Raw genomic sequence first — 16691 nt, forward strand, 5'->3', positions numbered from 1 at the left:
GAATAAAAGGGAATGTTTCTATTGTGGATTTAGGTGATTTTTATAATTTAGTTTTATGAAAGAAAACAAAGCCATAATTTTTATCCTATTGACCTTCCTGCTGATTCCGATCGTGATTTCATGTGAATCAAAAACCAAAGGGGATGCTAAGATTATAAAGGTGGATGTGGATGCCGCTAAAAAGGGAAAAATATCAGATCATTTCGAATCCATTGAATACATCCTTTTGGACTATCCGGATAGTCTTCCGATTGTTGGTCCCTATAAAATGATATTGACCGATGATCGAATTTTGGTCGAAAGCAGGGAAACCGCTGCGGTTTTTTTTTTTGACAGGAAAGGGAATCTTCAAAATGTAATCCGGGATTATGGTGATGGTCCAGGCCAGTTCCGGTTGATTGATGACATGTTTTTGGAAGGGCATCTCCTACGGATCCATTCTACTTATTTGAAAAAGTACATGATTTTCAGTCTTAAGGGGAAATTGATCGAGGAAGGGAAAATGGATATAATTGCCGACCGGAGTTTTCTTGGAAAAGACTTTTCCCTTTTCCAAATTCAAAAAGGTTACGGAACTGAGAAATTTACAATTATCAGAAAAGGAAACGAAAGTGAGATTCAGGGATTTTTACCGCTAAGCAAGGATCTTGAGGATTTTTATAGTTTTAATAATATCCACGGATTTCAATATGATCCATACCGCGATTCATTTTATCTCACAAGTATGCTTGATTATAAAATTCCAATATTTGATGGCAAAGGATTTTTGAAACAAACAATTGAATTTGACTTTGGGAATAAAAATTTCCACATCAATAAATGGAAGGAAATGCGTGAAAATCCTCGTGGATTGAACACTTGGATTTCTGATAATGGAATAGTTCAATCTATCAGTTCCTTTTTTCCATTTAAAAATAAAATTCTAGTCAAGTTTAATGAAGGGATCAAGACACCCCATTTTTTGTTTTTGGATAACAATTTTGACATCATTTACCATGTCGATGAACTTGAAAATGATTTTGATGGAATGAAGCTTAAAATGTGGTCTTGGGCCTATTCAGAAAATGAGATCGTTTATGCCTTGGATTCTAAGCAGTTTTATAACGATTACGTCGAAACCTTCAATGATAAGAAAGTCACAGTAAAAAAAGGCGATATTCATGATTTTTTTAGGAACAATAAAGAAAAACTGAAGGAGGAAAAATATGTGTTGGTGGTAATGAAAGTCAAAGAATAAACACTTTGATTTTGAAACAATCCTTTTGACTTTTTTGAGATTTTTTCCTGTCCCAAAGCAATAAAAAGTTATCTTTGGCATTTTAAACGCAAAAAACTGAATGTCAAAAATCATCCGAATCACCACAGTACCTATTTCATTAAAGCTTTTACTTTCAGGACAAATGAAGTTCATGAAGGATGCAGGGTGGGAGGTAATTATGGTAAGTGCTGATGGCAAAGAAATAAATGAGGTAGTCAAAAAGGAAGGATGCCAGCATGTTATGATTCCTTTTACCCGAAAAATCACCCCCTTTCATGACCTCACCTGCTTGTGGCAGCTATATAACCTGATCAAAAGAGAAAAGCCTGATATCGTCCATACCCATACTCCAAAAGCCGGGTTGTTGGGAATGTTGGCAGCTAAAATGGCAGGGGTCAAAACAAGGATTCATACTGTGGCAGGTCTACCTTATATGGTGGCCGAAAAGCAGAAAAAGAGCCTTCTGGTCAATATCGAAAAGCTTACCTACTCATGGGCTACCCAAGTATGGCCCAATTCGCCTTCTTTGAAAAAATTCATTGTCGAGGAAGAATTGGTTGGACAGGAAAAATTGAAGGTAATTGGCTTTGGTTCCTCTAATGGGATTGATTTGGAGAAATTTAACCGTGGGATTCTCAAAGAAAACCACCTTGTGGCCGCCACCATGAGAATCATGCCCGGAGACAATGATTACATTATCCTTGCCGTTGGAAGGCTGGTGAAAGACAAAGGGATAGAGGAACTCGTAACTGCGTTTTTGGAATCCAAAATCTCCGATAGGTCTAAGCTTGTATTGCTCGGTTCTTTTGAACAGGAACTAAATCCGATAGATGAGGAAATAGTCCGAAAGATCAAAGACCATCCAAGGATTGTCCAAATCGAATGGACGGATCATGTCGCGCATTATCTCGCATTGGCCGATGTTTTGGTTCACCCGTCGCACAGAGAAGGATTTCCCAATGTGCTCTTGGAAGCAGGCGCTATGCAGGTTCCGATTATTTGTTCGGACATCATCGGAAATACAGACATCGTGACCAACAAAAAAACTGGGTTGGTGTTTCCTGTTAAAAACAAGGAGTTTCTAAAAGATGCCTTGGAATTTGCTTATATCAAAAGGGATTTTATGCAAGAATTGGCAGATAATCTATATAAGGAAGTGGAAGGAAAATACCAAAGAGGAAAAATACATCAATTGATTTTGGAGGAATATAAAAACTCTTTACGCTCAGTTGAAGGAAATTAAATTTGCCCAAAGTAAAAATTCTTAGAAATAAGGAGGGTTTAGGTAAATTAATTTAAATTTTATTCGTTTTTTAGCAAATTATTAAAAAAAGAAAATGAAATATCTCGTTACAGGTACTGCAGGTTTTATCGGCTTTCATGTCGCATTGTATCTTCTCAATAGGGGAGAATCTGTAGTAGGGGTTGACAATATCAATGATTACTATGATGTCAATCTTAAGTATCAAAGGCTTGCTGAATGCGGCATAGTCCGTGAAAGTATTTCAGACAATAATAAATCGGTTTCTACGAAATTTCCCGATCATTCCTTTTACAAGATGGACCTTTCTAACAAGGCTGTTTTGATGGAAATTTTTGAGAAGGAAAAAATAGATGTTGTGATCAATCTTGCTGCCCAAGCAGGAGTAAGGTATTCACTGACAAACCCTGATGCCTATATCACAGCCAACATTCAGTCATTTTTGAATATTCTGGAAGCCTGTAGGGCGTATCCTGTCAAACATTTGGTTTATGCTTCTTCCAGTTCGGTATATGGCGCCAATACCAAAATGCCTTTTTCAACTTCTGACAACATTGACCATCCGGTAAGTCTGTATGCCGCCACCAAAAAATCAAACGAATTGATGGCGCATACCTATAGCCATTTGTTCAATATTCCGACTACAGGACTGAGGTTCTTCACGGTTTATGGACCTTGGGGCAGACCTGATATGGCTTTGTTTTTGTTTATCCAAGCCATTGAAAAAGGCGAACCCATTCAGGTTTTTAACCATGGGAAAATGAAAAGGGACTTCACCTACATAGATGATATTGTAGAAGGCATCATCAGAGTAGCTGATAGACCTGCCAAGCCAAATCCTGCATGGACAGGCCAAGATCCTGATCCGGGATCTTCTTATGCCCCTTTTAAAGTATATAATATTGGCAATTCCCAACCTGTGGAATTGATGGATTACATCGCAGCTTTGGAAAAAGCGATGGGTAAGGAAGCTATCAAAAACATGTTGCCTTTGCAGCCCGGAGATGTACCTTCCACTTATGCCGATGTGACTGACCTCAAAAGGGATACCGGCTATCAACCCCAAACCTCAGTGGAAGAGGGCGTTGCCAAATTTGTGGCTTGGTATAAGGAATCCTACGGAAAATAATCTGAACCAAAATTTCATTCCAAAAACGAACTTGGTGAATTTTAATTTATTCATCCAATTTCTCAATCTTTCTAATTCGCAATTATGAAAAAGAACATCCTCATTACAGGAGGCGCAGGATTCATAGGCTGTCACGTCGTACAGCTTTTTGTGCAGAAATATCCCCATTACCATATTATCAATCTGGATTGTCTGACTTATGCAGGCAATCTTGAGAATCTCAGCGAGATTGAAAATGCCAAAAATTACACTTTTGAGAAAGTGAATATTTTGGATGTGGAAGCTTTGACTTCTGTTTTTGAAAAACATCAAATCACAGATGTGATCCATTTGGCAGCAGAATCCCACGTGGACAGGTCTATTACCGATCCTTTGGCTTTTGTCAAAACAAATATCATCGGTACCGTCAATCTACTGAATGTCGCCAAGTCTTATTGGAAAGATCTGGAAAACCATCTTTTCTACCATGTATCAACAGATGAGGTTTACGGATCCTTGGATCATGGAGGATTCTTTACAGAAACTACACCTTACGATCCGCAATCTCCTTATTCTGCTTCAAAAGCGGCTTCCGATCATTTTGTAAGGGCTTACAGCAATACTTACAAATTAAAAACCGTCATTACCAACTGTTCCAATAATTACGGGCCAAACCAATTTCCTGAAAAGTTGATTCCGCTTTGTATCAACAATATCAAAAATAACCGACCGCTTCCTGTGTATGGAAAAGGAGAAAATATCAGGGATTGGTTGTATGTCGTGGACCACGCAAGGGCCATTGACATGGTGTTTCACAAAGGAAAAAGCGGAGAGACATACAACATTGGCGGTTTCAATGAGTGGATGAACATTGACATTGTGAAGCTGCTATGTCAAAAGATGGATGAAAAGCTCGGAAGGGAAATAGGAACATCTGAAAAATTGATCACCTATGTCAAAGACCGGGCAGGACATGACCTGAGATATGCCATAGATGCTTCCAAAATCCAGAAAGAATTAGGGTGGGAGCCAAGTCTTCAGTTTGAGGAAGGAATCAGTAAAACCATAGATTGGTATTTGGAGAATGAAACTTGGCTTGATAATGTGACTTCGGGGAATTACCAAAAATATTATCAGGACCATTATGGCAAATGATTTTCCCATTTGACGATAAACGAAAAACACCCGACCAAATGGCCGGGTGTTTTTCGTTTTATAGATAAGTTGCAATTATTTTACCTCTACTTTTTCTATTTCCTTGAAGATATCAATTTGGGTTGCTTTTGCTTTTTCCTCAAATTGTTTCCAATCATTTTCGAAGAAATCAGTCCAGACTTTCATTGCAGATTCTGCACTTTCTTTTGCATGCTGCAATAACCTCATTTCAGTTGGTCCAGGTGCGGAGTTTGAAGAATTGGCATAGCTTCTAGGTGCAAATAGCCTTGTCATGGTGCTTGGATAAAGGTTTCGCACAATTCCCTGACCTTCTCTCGTTGGCCCGTAGAATGCCTCTCTCGTTATATCCACCTTCTTTTTGGTCTCATTGGCTAATTTGACCAAAGCTTTCACTTCCTCATTGTCCACATCTTTGGCATAAGCCAATAGCTTGTCTATTGTCTTTTTGGCATCATCCAATTGTCTGGTTGCTTTCATGACATCACCTGAAAGGGCTTCAGTCTGTTTGATAAATTCTTCTCTGGCTTTCAGGTCGGTCAAATTTGTTTTGATTCTCGGGTCTGAATAAACCATAATGGAAGTTTCAGCAGTGTTTTCTCCATATTTGAGTACCACCTTGTATTTACCCGGAAGTGCATCACCGCCGCTTGCTTCATAGAATCCTCTAGCTCTTGCACCTTGGCCACCGCCACCACCTCCACCACCAAATGATGGGGTTTCCACAGAAGATTTTCTGTCAAGGTTCCAAGTAAATTTATTAACACCTTGAGTAGGGAGTCTCTTGATGGTTCTTATCTGTTCTCCTTGTTCATTGAAGATAGAAACTACCACAGAATCCATTTTTTCTTTTCCCGGATCATTGAGAATAAAACTCAGTCTTCCACCAAAATCCCTGTTTTCAGCTGCGTACTTACCGCTTGCAGGAAACCTTTCTCCATGTGGCTGATGGATTTCTGCCTGATAAGCATCAGGTGCAGTAACTGCTGTTAACTTTTCAATTGGCGTTTTACCTGCATTCTTAGCAAAGATTCTCAATGGCCTGATATCGTCAAGGACATAAATAGACCGGCCAAAAGTCCCAATTACCAAGTCAGCTTCTCTTTCTTGTATGACCATATCATAGGTGGATACAGCATTAGGATAGCCATGTCTCCATTGATTCCATGTTTTGGCATTGTCAAAACTCACATAAAGGCCATACTCCGTACCCAAGAAAACCAGATTCGGTTCTACAGGGTCCTGAACAATGGATAATGTATAACCCCATACTTTGCTGTCATCAGCAATCCTTTCATAAGACGTACCATAGTTTTTGGTTATATAGGCATATGCGGAGAAATCATTGTTCCTGTAGTTATTCGCAATGATCCAAGCTTCACCCGCATCATATTTGGATGCTTGGATTTGTGGGATCCAACTTGCTTTTGGAAGGCCGGTCAGCTTAGCAGCGGTATTGGTCCAGGTTTTTCCTCCGTCTTTGGTTATTTGGACATTGCCGTCATCTGTACCTACCCAAATCACATTGGGATCTACGGGACTCGGTGCGATGGCGATAATGGTAGTATGATTTTCTGCACCGGTGACATCAAAGGTCAAGCCCCCTGTTTCTTGTTGCTTTTGTTTTTCAGGGTCATTGGAAGTCAGATCGGGAGAAATTACCTCCCAGGTTTCACCACGGTCCGTACTTTTATGCAAAAACTGACTTCCATAATAAATCGTGGTTTTGCTATGGGGATCTTGCGCAATTGCCGCATTCCAGTTGAATCTTAGGAAGACATCTTTATCAGGATGGGTCGGTCTGACAATTCTTTTATGTCCGGTTTCTTTGTCATATCTGGCGACATTTCCTCCCTGAGACATGGCATAGCCATACCTGGAATCAGCAGGGTCAGGTACTACATCAAATCCATCACCGAACATGATTTCTTGCCAATAGGTGTTCCTGACGCCATCTTGTCTCCAAACATATGCTGGACCAACCCAGCTACCGTTGTCCTGAAGACCTCCATAAATATTATAAGGTACTTCATTGTCTACATTGATATGGTACCATTGTCCTACAGGGATGTTTTCGGCAAAATACCAGGTCTTTCCACCATCACGGGTAATGTTTAATCCTCCGTCATTTCCGTCAATCATTAATTTTGGATCATTAGGATTGATATACCAAGCATGGTGGTCAGGGTGTACGCCTTCATAGGATAGCAACTGCGAAAACGATCGTCCGCCATCTTCACTCATTCCAACTCTTGAATAAAGTGTGTAGAGACGGTCAGCATTTTTTGGATCGGCGTAGATCTCAAAATAATAAAAAGGCCTGTCTCCGATCTCGGCTTTGTCGTTGACCAACTTGAAGTTGCTTCCACCATCCTCAGATACATATAATGCATTTTTGGAAGACTCAATCAAAGCATAAACCTTTTGACTGTTGGCTTTGGACATGGCCAATCCCATCCTTCCAAGATCTCCTTTAGGCAAACCGTTTTTGTCATCCAGTTTTTTCCAGGTTTCTCCCCCATCAATGGTCACATGAAGTCCTGAAGAAGGACCTCCTGATTTGAAAAACCAAGGATACCTTCTGTGTTCCCACATGTTGACAAAAATCTTGTTGGGATTATTGGGATCCATGATCATTTCACCGACGCCTGTTTTGGTATCGATGTAAAGGATTTTTTTCCAGGTTTTGCCACCATCTGTGGTTTTGTATACGCCACGGTCCTCTTGCTCTCCCCAAGGAGAACCGATGGCACCGACATAGACTGTATTGGGGTCATCAGGGTGTACAATTATCCTGTGGATGGCCTTGGTTTTTTCCAATCCCATTGATTGCCAAGTCTGACCTGCATCCATGGATCTATATACACCGAGACCCATGTTGAGCGAGTTTCTAGGATTTCCTTCACCTGTACCTACCCAAATTATATTAGGATTTTTTTGATAAATGGATATTGCGCCGATTGAGTGTACTTTTTCTTCATCAAAAATCGGGGTCCAGGTTATTCCTCCTGAGGTTGACTTCCACAAGCCACCGGACGCAGAACCTGCATAGATGATCTGAGGATTGTCATGAATGGCATCTATTGCAGTGATCCTTCCGCTCATGGCTGCAGGTCCAACACTTCTTGCTTTCATGGATTTAAATTGTTCCATGTCAACTTTCTGTGCAAACAATGCTGATGTTGGGGCAAACATTATCAGCATTAACAAGCAGAGAAAGCTCATTTGGGTAAGTATTCTTTTTTTCATAAGGACATATTTTGTTTCTAACATATCAAATAAATTCAAATTAGTCGGGTAAAATATTCTTTTGATATAAGGGGGTTAATGATTTGATGGATGGAGTATTTGGTTTTTCCATTTTCAAAACCGAAATTTTTCCGATAAATATACCTACCGGGATATAGAGGAAGTATACTTTTAGTGAGAGGGATTAGGTATAAAGTTTGAAAAGTGAGACCATAAAATTCCTGTTTCTTATTTTTTTTTAAGCCTTTACCGTTATAATAAACCTACTTTTACCCGTTGGTAGTTTGGGCGAAAGATTGTCCTAGGCAAGTGTAAGTTTCCTTGCAAATGAAAAAATAAATCTGAACTTTGTACGCAAATACGTAGGTTACATATACATGAAAAAGATTGCAATTTTAGGATTTTGTCTGGCTTTTGGGTTTCAGGTCAATGCAAAAGAATTAGTATCAAGGGATTCGGTAGGGATAGAAAAAGTGGGTAACAAGACTTTCATCATCCACCAAGTTGATGAAAAGGAAACACTTTTTGGGATATCAAGAAGGTATCAGGTTGCGGTCAGCGATATTATTGAAAACAATCCTTTGCTTTCGGAGGGAATAAAAATCGGGCAGCGCATCAGAATCCCTTTTATACCCAAAACTGCTGTACCGTCAGGGTCAACTCTCCATAAAGTTCTTCCGGGTGAAACGATGTTTTCCATTTCTAAAAAATATGGCGTAACAGTAAGCGATATTTTGGGATGGAATACCCTCGAAGGCACTGACATCAGTGTCGGTCAATCCTTGATCATCAAAGGTGTAGAACCAAAAGCTGCTCCCGTTCAATCCGAGGTTCAACCTGTCGTCCAACCTAAAGAGGAAAAAGCAGCACCAATTATTACCCCGCCTGCTACTGTGAAAACTGTTCCGGAACCTAAAAAAGAAATTGCCAAAGCTTCAACTCCCGCTCCTGTAGCCGCAAGTCCCGCAAAGACTGCTACACCTTCAAACCTTCCGGGTGATTGGATCACACATACTGTAGCTCAAGGCGAGACGCTTTTTTCTATTTCTCAAAAGTACAATGCAAAAGTGAATGACATCCAATCTTGGAATGGATTGGGATCAAACAATATTTCCGTAGGACAGAAACTTAAAGTGGGTCGGGAGTCTAACTCCAATGTTCCTGTGGTTACTTCCACCGTGCCTGTCATCATCAACAACGAAAAAACAAATGCAACCTTAAGCACTACAAAACCCGAGTTGGGCGATACCGATGCAAGTACTGCCTACAAAAACATCAAGGAAACAGGTCTGGCAGAGGTAATCGAAGGTACATCAAACCACAAAAAATACCTTGTTCTTCACAAAGAAGCCCCCGTTGGGACAATCATGAGGGTAAGGAATGAAGAAAATGACATTACCATATTTGCCCGTGTGGTAGGCAAACTTCCGGATACCGGGGACAACAGCAAGCTAGTGGTCAAGCTGTCAAAAGCTGCCTATGACCAACTTAGGGCTGTCAATCCAAGGTTTCCCGTAGAAATTTCTTATTGATTTCCAATGAATAAAGCCCAACTGATATTTCATCACTTTTTCAGATTTATCTGGAATTCCATCTTCGTGTTGACATATCCGATCTTGGCGACATTTGGATTGTTGTTCGTTGGGATTACTTACCTCTTTTCTCTATTGTCCAGGGTTTTTGCAAGCTTAAGAAAAGGGAAAACCGCCGAAGTAATCCTAGACTCAGATTGGCTGACATTGCCACAGACAGAAGGGTTGTTGGAGGCCAAAATGTATAAGCAGATCATGTTTGGTCCTTCCTGCTTTCAGCTGAGGAGGACTGACGGTGTGCCTTCGGTGATTCAGGATCATTATTTTGGAAACAAGGTAAGGTTTATCGAAGAGGGGATTTTGCTCGAAAAATGGAACAGTACTGATTCAAAGGAATTGCCTGATTTTGATATTTGCCTTTATAATCCTGACACGGACAGCCTTACTTCTCTGACCAATATTAAATGCTTTGATTGGCATCTTTCGGAAAAAGAGAACAAAAACCTGTCTTTCAAATGGTTTGACGGCATTCAGGGCGGAGAGGTCAAAGTGGCCATTTGAGATGGATTTAAAAGAATTTTTGGATCAAAAAGTAGCGCACTTCAATCAGCCTGATTTTATAACGCTGGACCCTATTTCTATCCCCCATCGGTTTTCTATCAAGCAGGACATTGAAATTGCCGGTTTTTTTGCGGCCACCCTTGCTTGGGGTCAACGAAAAACCATCATCAGCAAATGCCTGCAATTGTTGGAAATGATGGATAATGCTCCCTACCAATTCATGCTGCACCATTCCGAATCTGATTTGAAACCGTTCTTGAATTTCAAACACCGAACTTTCAATGACCTTGACACGCTGTATTTTATTCAGTTTTTCTCCACGTTTTACAGGGAACATCAATCTTTAGAAAGTGCATTTGTTATTGGTTGGAATGAGGAGGAAGACATCATGGCTACACTCCTGAAAAATTTTCACCACTATTTTTTTCAATTCCCCTTTGCTCCAAACAGGACAAAAAAGCATGTCGCCACTCCTGACCGAAATTCTGCCTGTAAGCGGTTGAATATGTTTTTGAGATGGATGGTGAGAAAAGATGCCAAAGGAGTGGATTTCGGTATTTGGGAGACCATTAAGCCTTCTCAGCTGGTATGTCCCTGTGACCTGCATGTGGACAGGGTTGCGAGAAAATTGGGATTGATCACGAGGAAGCAGACAGATTGGGGTACTGCTATGGAACTGACCCAAAGACTACGGGAATTTGATCCCGTGGATCCTGTCAAATATGATTTTGCTTTGTTTGGGTTAGGAGTTGAGGAGAAGTTTTAAATCACTTCTCCTAACAGACATCCTTATTTCGGCCATTCTGCCGGATTTTTTCTCCATTCTACAAGGGAGGCCAGGGTATAATCGTCAATGAAATCATGCGCAAGCGCCTGTGGAAGCATGGAGGAATAATCACTCAGACAAATCAATTTGACACCGGCTTCTTCAAAGTTTTGATTGGCAATCTCGAAACCGTACGTAAAAATAGCGACCATTCCCAACACCTCGAAACCTGATGCCCTAAGGTCTGCCACTGCCTTCAGGGAACTTCCTCCGGTGGATACCAAATCTTCAATAACTACGACTTTTTGGCCGGGAGTGACTTTTCCCTCGATCATATTTTCCATGCCATGTCCTTTGGCTTTGGACCTGACATATATAAATGGCAATTCCATATGATCTGCGATAAGTGCCCCTTGGGGAATGCCCGCGGTAGCAACTCCGGCTATTGCTTCCACATCATGGAAGTTATTTTGGATGGCCTCAATGAGTTTCTTTTTGATGAATTTTCTAACCTTGGGATAGGATAAGGAAAGTCTGTTGTCACAATAGATTGGGGATTTCCAGCCTGATGCCCAAGTAAATGGATTGTTGGGCTGAAGCCTGATCGCCTCAATTTCCAAAAGCTTTGCAGCCACCTCAGAGGCAGTTTTTTTGTCGAATATTTCCATGGTCTAAAATTAAGGTATAAAATCCAAGCGGGGATTGTGCAGGCTTAAAAATTTTATGCATTTTTGACCATCTTACTATCAAAACCACGGAATAGAATTTTCATCCAATGAAGATTTTTATCAACGACAAACCTCTTGAGCTCTTTACGCCCGAGGAACTGCCGAAAGACAGAACTTTTGAAGTGGTCTATGACCATCCCGTAGACATTCCGGCGACCGGTGAATTTCATGATGATGTCCTGATCATCGAGCCTTCAAAGGATGTGATCATCAAATTACTCTATCTGCTAAGGACCCGAAAGCTTAAAAACCTTGACTCCGTAAGTATTGTATGCAAAGAAAAAACTGACCTTAAATCCTTTATTAAAAGTAGGTTTACTGTCATCAAAGCAGCCGGTGGCATTGTGGTCAAAGATGAAAAGGTACTTTTTATATATAGGTTGGGAAAATGGGATTTGCCTAAAGGGAAATTTGATAAGGGAGAATCCCCCGCCCAATGTGCATTAAGGGAAGTGGAGGAGGAGTGTGGTATCAAAGTCAAAATTGGACCAAAAATCACCAATACCTGGCATACTTATACCCAAGACAGAAAAAGTATCCTCAAAAAGACATATTGGTATGTCATGGAAAGCACCAATGATGCCGGGATGAAGCCACAAAAGGAAGAAGGAATCGTGGATATCAGATGGATGGGACATCAGGAAGCCAAAACAGCCTTGGTTAATTCCTATCCTTCGATGCGGTATTTATACAAGCAATTTTTAAAAATTATTCCTAAAATTCATAATTGATACGGAAGGTATTCTGATACATCACCGTTGTACCGGTGCACTTCACGGATGATGGTCGAACTCACCGCCGCATACTTGGATGAGGTAATCAGGAAAACCGTCTCCAAATCAGGATTAAGGTTACGGTTCATCTGACTGATGGTATTTTCGTATTCGAAATCAATGATATTCCTCAATCCTCTGACCAAAAAATTTGCCCCTTGTGTTTTTGCCAAAGAAGAGGTCAATTCATTATATACCAAAACTTTGACCCTGTCATCCCCAAGATAAAGGCTGCTGATTTTTTCAACCATCATTTCAATTTCGAAATACCGGTTTTTTTTTGCTGAATTATATCCAATAGCTACTATCACTTCATCAAAAAGTTTTAGACTTCGTAGTACGATGTCATGATGACCTTTGGTGAAAGGGTCAAAAGAACCCGGAAACAGCGCAATTTTTTTCATCTTGGTTATTTTTAGGGAAGTACCCAGAAGGATTCAAATATCTCGGGTTTTTGAAATACCTCAGTACCTTCTTGATATTGGATGTTCGAAAAAGGAATTGAAATTCTGAAATTTTTAAAATAAAGATTTCCCCATTCTTCTTCGATACGGTAAAAAGAGGTGTCACCAAATACCGAAATCCTACAAAACATCCTGTTGAAGTTAAGTTGATGGATCATACCTAGGGTATATTTCAAAAAATCTTCTTTGTTTTCAATCTCAAACTTATTGAACAAAGTCAATTCTTGATTGGTAAATGCGATTAAATAGAAAAAGCCTTTTTGGATCAAAACCATGACCTCTTGATTCAGCAGATTGAATTTTTCTTTCAAGGCAAAAGAAAGAAAGGAGGAGCCACCATGGTGAAATGTAATATCAGATTTATCTTCTGACAATAATTCGGCGAGTTCTTTTCTGATACTGCCGACCAAATGCAGGTTGTTACTGGCTAATGTTGTGTCGAAAACATGCATGTTTTCTTTTGGTTTCTCTGCAAAAAACAGAAAAATCGGGGACAATGGACTTTCAAACAACATACCAGGAACCAATGAAAATGGGGAAGCATGGTTGAAAACCCGTATCGGGATATCGAGTTTCAGAAGTTTTTCATCCTTAAGTTTGAAAGCCAACAATCTTGGGCTTTCATAGGATTGGCTGTGAATGGCTAAGATTTTCCCGTTTTGGTCTTTAGCATAATAAAAATAAAAACCATCAAATAAGAAAAGCGATAAATTTGACACCGCGTGGATGTCAAACTTATCGCATTGAATTTTTTGTAGGGTATTATTTTCTGTCTGGCTAGCCAAAATTACTCCCAGTTACCTGAAGTCGAAGAATCGGTTCTTGATCCAACTCTAAGAGCTTTCTCGTTGTTATTCGCCCTTCTTTTTGGATTCATTGGTTCCGGATCCCTGATTTCAAATACAGGAATCTCTCTTTGGGTTCTTTCGACTTTGTCAGCAAAAAACTCAAACTGCTTGCCACCGGATCCTGGGACAATGTGCATGTTGTCAATATTAAAATTCGGATACTTCCTTTCGTTAAACAGGGAATCAATCACATTGACGGAACCGAGTGTATCGTATTGTACCGAAATCTCTTCTTTGCCATATTCAAGAAGTTTGGTAGTCTCTGTTCTTTGAACCAACCAGATTTTTCCATCTTGGATAAATTTCTTTAAATCATTCCAATTGCCGGCGTATACCCCGTTGGAAGCCAAATATGCACTTTGAGCATCTCTCAGCATTTGGAGTTTTTCAATAATCCTAGCTTCGGTTGCTATGATCAGTTTTTCTTGCTGCATTACATCGTCCACACTTTTGTAGAGGAAATACCCAAGGGCAAGTGCGAACATTAAGAAGACAATCGATAAAATTCTGGATAGTGTCATTTTTTGGATTGATTAGAACTTTTAATTAGGTTGATGGTGTATAATCAAGATGCTATTTTATAGAATTATTTTCAAAATTAAAATAACCTTTCCATAATCTCGCATCATTCACGGATTTTATTCCCCAAAAAAGGCGGTGTTTCTCCTCATTTTTGATGGATGACAATATATCGATGTCGAGAAACTGTATTTCGGTGATCAGCTGTTTGTCATCTGGCAATTCTGGATCCTGTCCCATGGTCATATTCCCTCCAATTTTCCTTACCTCAAAGTATAATTCAACAGCATGTAGAGGCGGATTCAAATATTCATAATTGCAGAGGAATTTTTCTACCTCAATTTCTAATCCTGTCTCTTCCATGAACTCACGCTTGAGGTTTTCTGAACTTGAGCTTCCGTATTTCATTCCCCCACCGGGTACATTCCAAAAGTATTTGCCGTTTCCCATGTTGTGCTTGATCATGAGGATTTTTTCATCCTGGATCAAAACCCCATTTACTCTTGTCCTCAGCCTTCCTCCGAATTTCTCATGAAGTTCCTTTTCCGAAATTGTCATATTAGCCTTAGCTTCGTCAAGATGATTGGTAAAGATAGTCAAGACAGCTTAAAGCCTTCCGCCTTATTGAAAAGAAATTTCCCTTTTGAACCTACTTCGGGTCAAATGGATTTTTTTTTGCACATGGATGGATTTTTAACCCAAAAATCAACGGGAAGCAAGGCTTTTTTGCTCAGGGGTTATGCCGGTACCGGCAAGACATCCCTTATATCTGCCTTGGTCAAAACCCTGCCCAAGGTTAAATTCAAATCCCTTCTACTGGCACCGACAGGACGTGCAGCAAAAGTCATGGGCAATTATAGCAATAAAGCTGCTTTTACCATCCATAAAATCATTTATAAGCCAAAAGGGGAGGCTGGGGATTTGGGTCAGGGTTTCGTACTTCAAAAGAACTATTTCAAAGACACTTTATTCATAGTCGATGAAGCTTCGATGCTTTCTGATGATACGACATCTGGTAGAAGTTTACTAAGGGACTTGATCCAGTTTGTATTCCAGGAATCGACCAACCAACTGATCTTGGTGGGTGATATGGCCCAATTGCCTCCTGTAGGGAGTTCATCCAGTCCGGGATTGGACAAGAACTACCTGATCCGGAATTTCAGACTGGAGGTAGATGGCGTAGAATTGAAGGAAGTGATGAGGCAGCAGTTGGCTTCAGGCATTTTGTACAATGCCACACAACTGAGACAAACACTTACCAAAGAAACCCCGACTGTGGAGATGGTGACTTCCGGGTTTCGGGACTTTTTTAGAATGACTGGGGAAAGACTGGAAGATGGGCTGCGCTATGCCTATGAAAAATATGGTATCGAAAATACCACAATCATCACAAGATCAAATAAGTCCGCTGTCCAATACAACCAATACATAAGAAGAACAATCCACTTCTTTGAAGATGAGATCTCAGCCGGGGATATGCTGATGATTGTCAAAAACAATTATGTATATATGGCCGAGTCAGAGAAAGTAAACTTTCTTGCAAACGGTGATTTTGCGGAAGTGGTCAAGATCAGGTCATTTGAAGAAATGTATGGTCTGAGATTTGCAACCTTGGAACTCAGGCTGATCGACTATCCCGATGAACCTTATTTTGAAGCAAAAGTAATCTTGGATACACTCTACAGTCCTTTTCCGGCATTGAGTCCGGAACAATACAAGGATCTATACCGACAAGTATCGGAAGATTATGCCGATGTGGCAAACAAGACTGAAAGAATGGAATTGATAAAAAAAGATTCTTATCTTTCGGCTTTGCAGGTCAAGTTTGCGTATGCATTGACGTGTCATAAAGCTCAGGGTGGACAATGGGACGCCGTATTTGTAGATCAGGGATACCTGACTGACGAAATGGTAAACCAAGATTATATCCGATGGCTTTATACCGCAATGACCAGGGCAAAGAAAGAACTCTTTATGGTGAACTTTCATCCCAAATTTTACCTTAAAGGAAATGATTTAGAAGTTTAACACCTAAATACAATTAAAAATGAAAAAAACCCTTTTATTCGTGGTAGCTGTCCTGATGGCATTTACCGTTTACTCGCAAGATCAAAAAGGACCGGTAATCGAGTTCCAAGTGAAAGAAAGAGACTTTGGCACCATTACCCAAGGTGAAAAAGTAGAACACGTCTTTACTTTCAAAAACACGGGTGATACACCGCTCAAAATCCAAAACGTGGCAGTCACTTGTGGTTGTACTGCTCCCAATTGGCCAAAAGATGCGATCGCTCCAGGTGCAACAGGAGAGTTGAAAGTAGTGTATAACTCTGCAGGCAAAATGGGCACCCAAAACCCAATTATCAGGATTTATTCCAACGCCTCTGAGCCGATCGAAAAAGTATCTTTGAAAGTAAATGTGGTGCCCAAAGGGCAGTAAAGAAAAAAATAAAT

The 16691-nt window shown here is 40.2% G+C and carries 16 protein-coding genes; 10 read left to right on the forward strand and 6 right to left on the reverse strand.

All coding sequences use genetic code 11. The features are described 5' to 3' along the window. Positions 1-55: 55 nt before the first annotated feature. The 4 genes from MMU05_RS09375 (at position 56) to rfbB (ending at position 4782) form a co-directional block, all read left to right on the forward strand. On the forward strand, positions 56-1237 hold the full coding sequence (locus MMU05_RS09375; protein ID WP_241141419.1) for a 6-bladed beta-propeller: 1182 nt from the start codon (positions 56-58) through the stop codon (positions 1235-1237). A 100-nt stretch (positions 1238-1337) separates the two neighbouring features. Further along, a complete protein-coding gene (locus MMU05_RS09380) occupies positions 1338-2501 on the forward strand; it encodes a glycosyltransferase family 4 protein (RefSeq protein ID WP_241141420.1) in 1164 nt (387 codons plus the stop codon). A 94-nt stretch (positions 2502-2595) separates the two neighbouring features. Next, a complete protein-coding gene (locus MMU05_RS09385) occupies positions 2596-3648 on the forward strand; it encodes an NAD-dependent epimerase (protein ID WP_241141421.1) in 1053 nt (350 codons plus the stop codon). A gap of 84 nt (positions 3649-3732) precedes the next feature. Continuing rightward, positions 3733-4782, forward strand: coding sequence for a dTDP-glucose 4,6-dehydratase (gene rfbB / locus MMU05_RS09390; protein ID WP_113924507.1), 1050 nt, complete (start codon positions 3733-3735; stop codon positions 4780-4782). Positions 4783-4857: 75 nt separating this feature from the next. On the opposite strand, the gene MMU05_RS09395 is transcribed toward rfbB, so the two are convergent. After that, entirely contained in the window at positions 4858-8025 is a 3168-nt protein-coding gene (locus MMU05_RS09395) for a VPS10 domain-containing protein (RefSeq protein WP_418884467.1), read from the reverse strand. 401 nt (positions 8026-8426) lie between these two features. Between MMU05_RS09395 and MMU05_RS09400 the strand changes: the two genes are divergently transcribed. Genes MMU05_RS09400 through MMU05_RS09410 form a run of 3 tightly spaced genes read left to right on the forward strand, consistent with a single transcriptional unit; the run spans position 8427 to position 10908 of the window. Beyond that, on the forward strand, positions 8427-9581 hold the full coding sequence (locus MMU05_RS09400) for a LysM peptidoglycan-binding domain-containing protein (RefSeq protein WP_241141422.1): 1155 nt from the start codon (positions 8427-8429) through the stop codon (positions 9579-9581). Positions 9582-9587: 6 nt separating this feature from the next. After that, positions 9588-10142 carry a hypothetical protein gene (locus MMU05_RS09405; protein ID WP_241141423.1) on the forward strand — a complete coding sequence of 185 codons (555 nt, stop codon included), beginning with the start codon at positions 9588-9590 and terminating at the stop codon, positions 10140-10142. Between the two features lies 1 nt (position 10143). Next, entirely contained in the window at positions 10144-10908 is a 765-nt protein-coding gene (locus MMU05_RS09410) for a TIGR02757 family protein (protein WP_241141424.1), read from the forward strand. 23 nt (positions 10909-10931) lie between these two features. Here MMU05_RS09410 and pyrE read toward each other — a convergent pair whose 3' ends face one another. Beyond that, positions 10932-11576 carry an orotate phosphoribosyltransferase gene (gene pyrE, locus MMU05_RS09415; protein ID WP_241141425.1) on the reverse strand — a complete coding sequence of 215 codons (645 nt, stop codon included), beginning with the start codon at positions 11574-11576 and terminating at the stop codon, positions 10932-10934. 107 nt (positions 11577-11683) lie between these two features. Between pyrE and MMU05_RS09420 the strand changes: the two genes are divergently transcribed. Continuing rightward, positions 11684-12367, forward strand: coding sequence for an NUDIX hydrolase (locus MMU05_RS09420; protein WP_241141426.1), 684 nt, complete (start codon positions 11684-11686; stop codon positions 12365-12367). Here MMU05_RS09420 and coaD read toward each other — a convergent pair. From coaD to MMU05_RS09440, 4 genes are read right to left on the reverse strand one after another with little or no spacing between them, the layout of a single operon-like run. Next, complete coding sequence (coaD, locus tag MMU05_RS09425; RefSeq protein ID WP_241141427.1) at positions 12358-12813, reverse strand: pantetheine-phosphate adenylyltransferase; 456 nt, start codon at positions 12811-12813, stop codon at positions 12358-12360. The two genes, MMU05_RS09420 and coaD, sit on opposite strands and share 10 nt — an antisense overlap. A gap of 11 nt (positions 12814-12824) precedes the next feature. Further along, entirely contained in the window at positions 12825-13658 is an 834-nt protein-coding gene (locus MMU05_RS09430) for a DUF3822 family protein (RefSeq protein ID WP_241141428.1), read from the reverse strand. A 2-nt stretch (positions 13659-13660) separates the two neighbouring features. Further along, positions 13661-14242 carry a hypothetical protein gene (locus MMU05_RS09435; protein WP_241141429.1) on the reverse strand — a complete coding sequence of 194 codons (582 nt, stop codon included), beginning with the start codon at positions 14240-14242 and terminating at the stop codon, positions 13661-13663. Positions 14243-14294: 52 nt separating this feature from the next. Beyond that, positions 14295-14798: an NUDIX domain-containing protein gene (locus MMU05_RS09440; protein ID WP_241141430.1), complete on the reverse strand. Its 504-nt coding sequence runs from the start codon at positions 14796-14798 to the stop codon at positions 14295-14297. A 21-nt stretch (positions 14799-14819) separates the two neighbouring features. Between MMU05_RS09440 and MMU05_RS09445 the strand changes: the two genes are divergently transcribed. After that, positions 14820-16268, forward strand: coding sequence for an ATP-dependent DNA helicase (locus MMU05_RS09445; RefSeq protein WP_241141431.1), 1449 nt, complete (start codon positions 14820-14822; stop codon positions 16266-16268). Between the two features lie 19 nt (positions 16269-16287). Then, positions 16288-16677 carry a DUF1573 domain-containing protein gene (locus MMU05_RS09450; protein WP_241141432.1) on the forward strand — a complete coding sequence of 130 codons (390 nt, stop codon included), beginning with the start codon at positions 16288-16290 and terminating at the stop codon, positions 16675-16677. Positions 16678-16691 lie beyond the last annotated feature (14 nt).

The sequence above is a fragment of the Cognataquiflexum rubidum genome (genome assembly GCF_022538115.1).
Taxonomy (GTDB): domain Bacteria; phylum Bacteroidota; class Bacteroidia; order Cytophagales; family Cyclobacteriaceae; genus Cognataquiflexum; species Cognataquiflexum rubidum.

Coding starts and splice junctions, on each gene's coding strand:
- MMU05_RS09375 (WP_241141419.1), top strand. CDS start 56: ATGAAAGAAAACAAAGCCATAATTTTTATCCTATTGACCTTCCTGCTG.
- MMU05_RS09420 (WP_241141426.1), top strand. CDS start 11,684: ATGAAGATTTTTATCAACGACAAACCTCTTGAGCTCTTTACGCCCGAG.
- MMU05_RS09380 (WP_241141420.1), top strand. CDS start 1,338: ATGTCAAAAATCATCCGAATCACCACAGTACCTATTTCATTAAAGCTT.
- MMU05_RS09440 (WP_241141430.1), bottom strand. CDS start 14,798: ATGACAATTTCGGAAAAGGAACTTCATGAGAAATTCGGAGGAAGGCTG.
- MMU05_RS09410 (WP_241141424.1), top strand. CDS start 10,144: ATGGATTTAAAAGAATTTTTGGATCAAAAAGTAGCGCACTTCAATCAG.
- MMU05_RS09395 (WP_418884467.1), bottom strand. CDS start 8,025: ATGAGCTTTCTCTGCTTGTTAATGCTGATAATGTTTGCCCCAACATCA.
- pyrE (WP_241141425.1), bottom strand. CDS start 11,576: ATGGAAATATTCGACAAAAAAACTGCCTCTGAGGTGGCTGCAAAGCTT.
- MMU05_RS09385 (WP_241141421.1), top strand. CDS start 2,596: ATGAAATATCTCGTTACAGGTACTGCAGGTTTTATCGGCTTTCATGTC.
- coaD (WP_241141427.1), bottom strand. CDS start 12,813: ATGAAAAAAATTGCGCTGTTTCCGGGTTCTTTTGACCCTTTCACCAAA.
- MMU05_RS09445 (WP_241141431.1), top strand. CDS start 14,820: ATGATTGGTAAAGATAGTCAAGACAGCTTAAAGCCTTCCGCCTTATTG.
- rfbB (WP_113924507.1), top strand. CDS start 3,733: ATGAAAAAGAACATCCTCATTACAGGAGGCGCAGGATTCATAGGCTGT.
- MMU05_RS09450 (WP_241141432.1), top strand. CDS start 16,288: ATGAAAAAAACCCTTTTATTCGTGGTAGCTGTCCTGATGGCATTTACC.
- MMU05_RS09405 (WP_241141423.1), top strand. CDS start 9,588: ATGAATAAAGCCCAACTGATATTTCATCACTTTTTCAGATTTATCTGG.
- MMU05_RS09435 (WP_241141429.1), bottom strand. CDS start 14,242: ATGACACTATCCAGAATTTTATCGATTGTCTTCTTAATGTTCGCACTT.
- MMU05_RS09400 (WP_241141422.1), top strand. CDS start 8,427: ATGAAAAAGATTGCAATTTTAGGATTTTGTCTGGCTTTTGGGTTTCAG.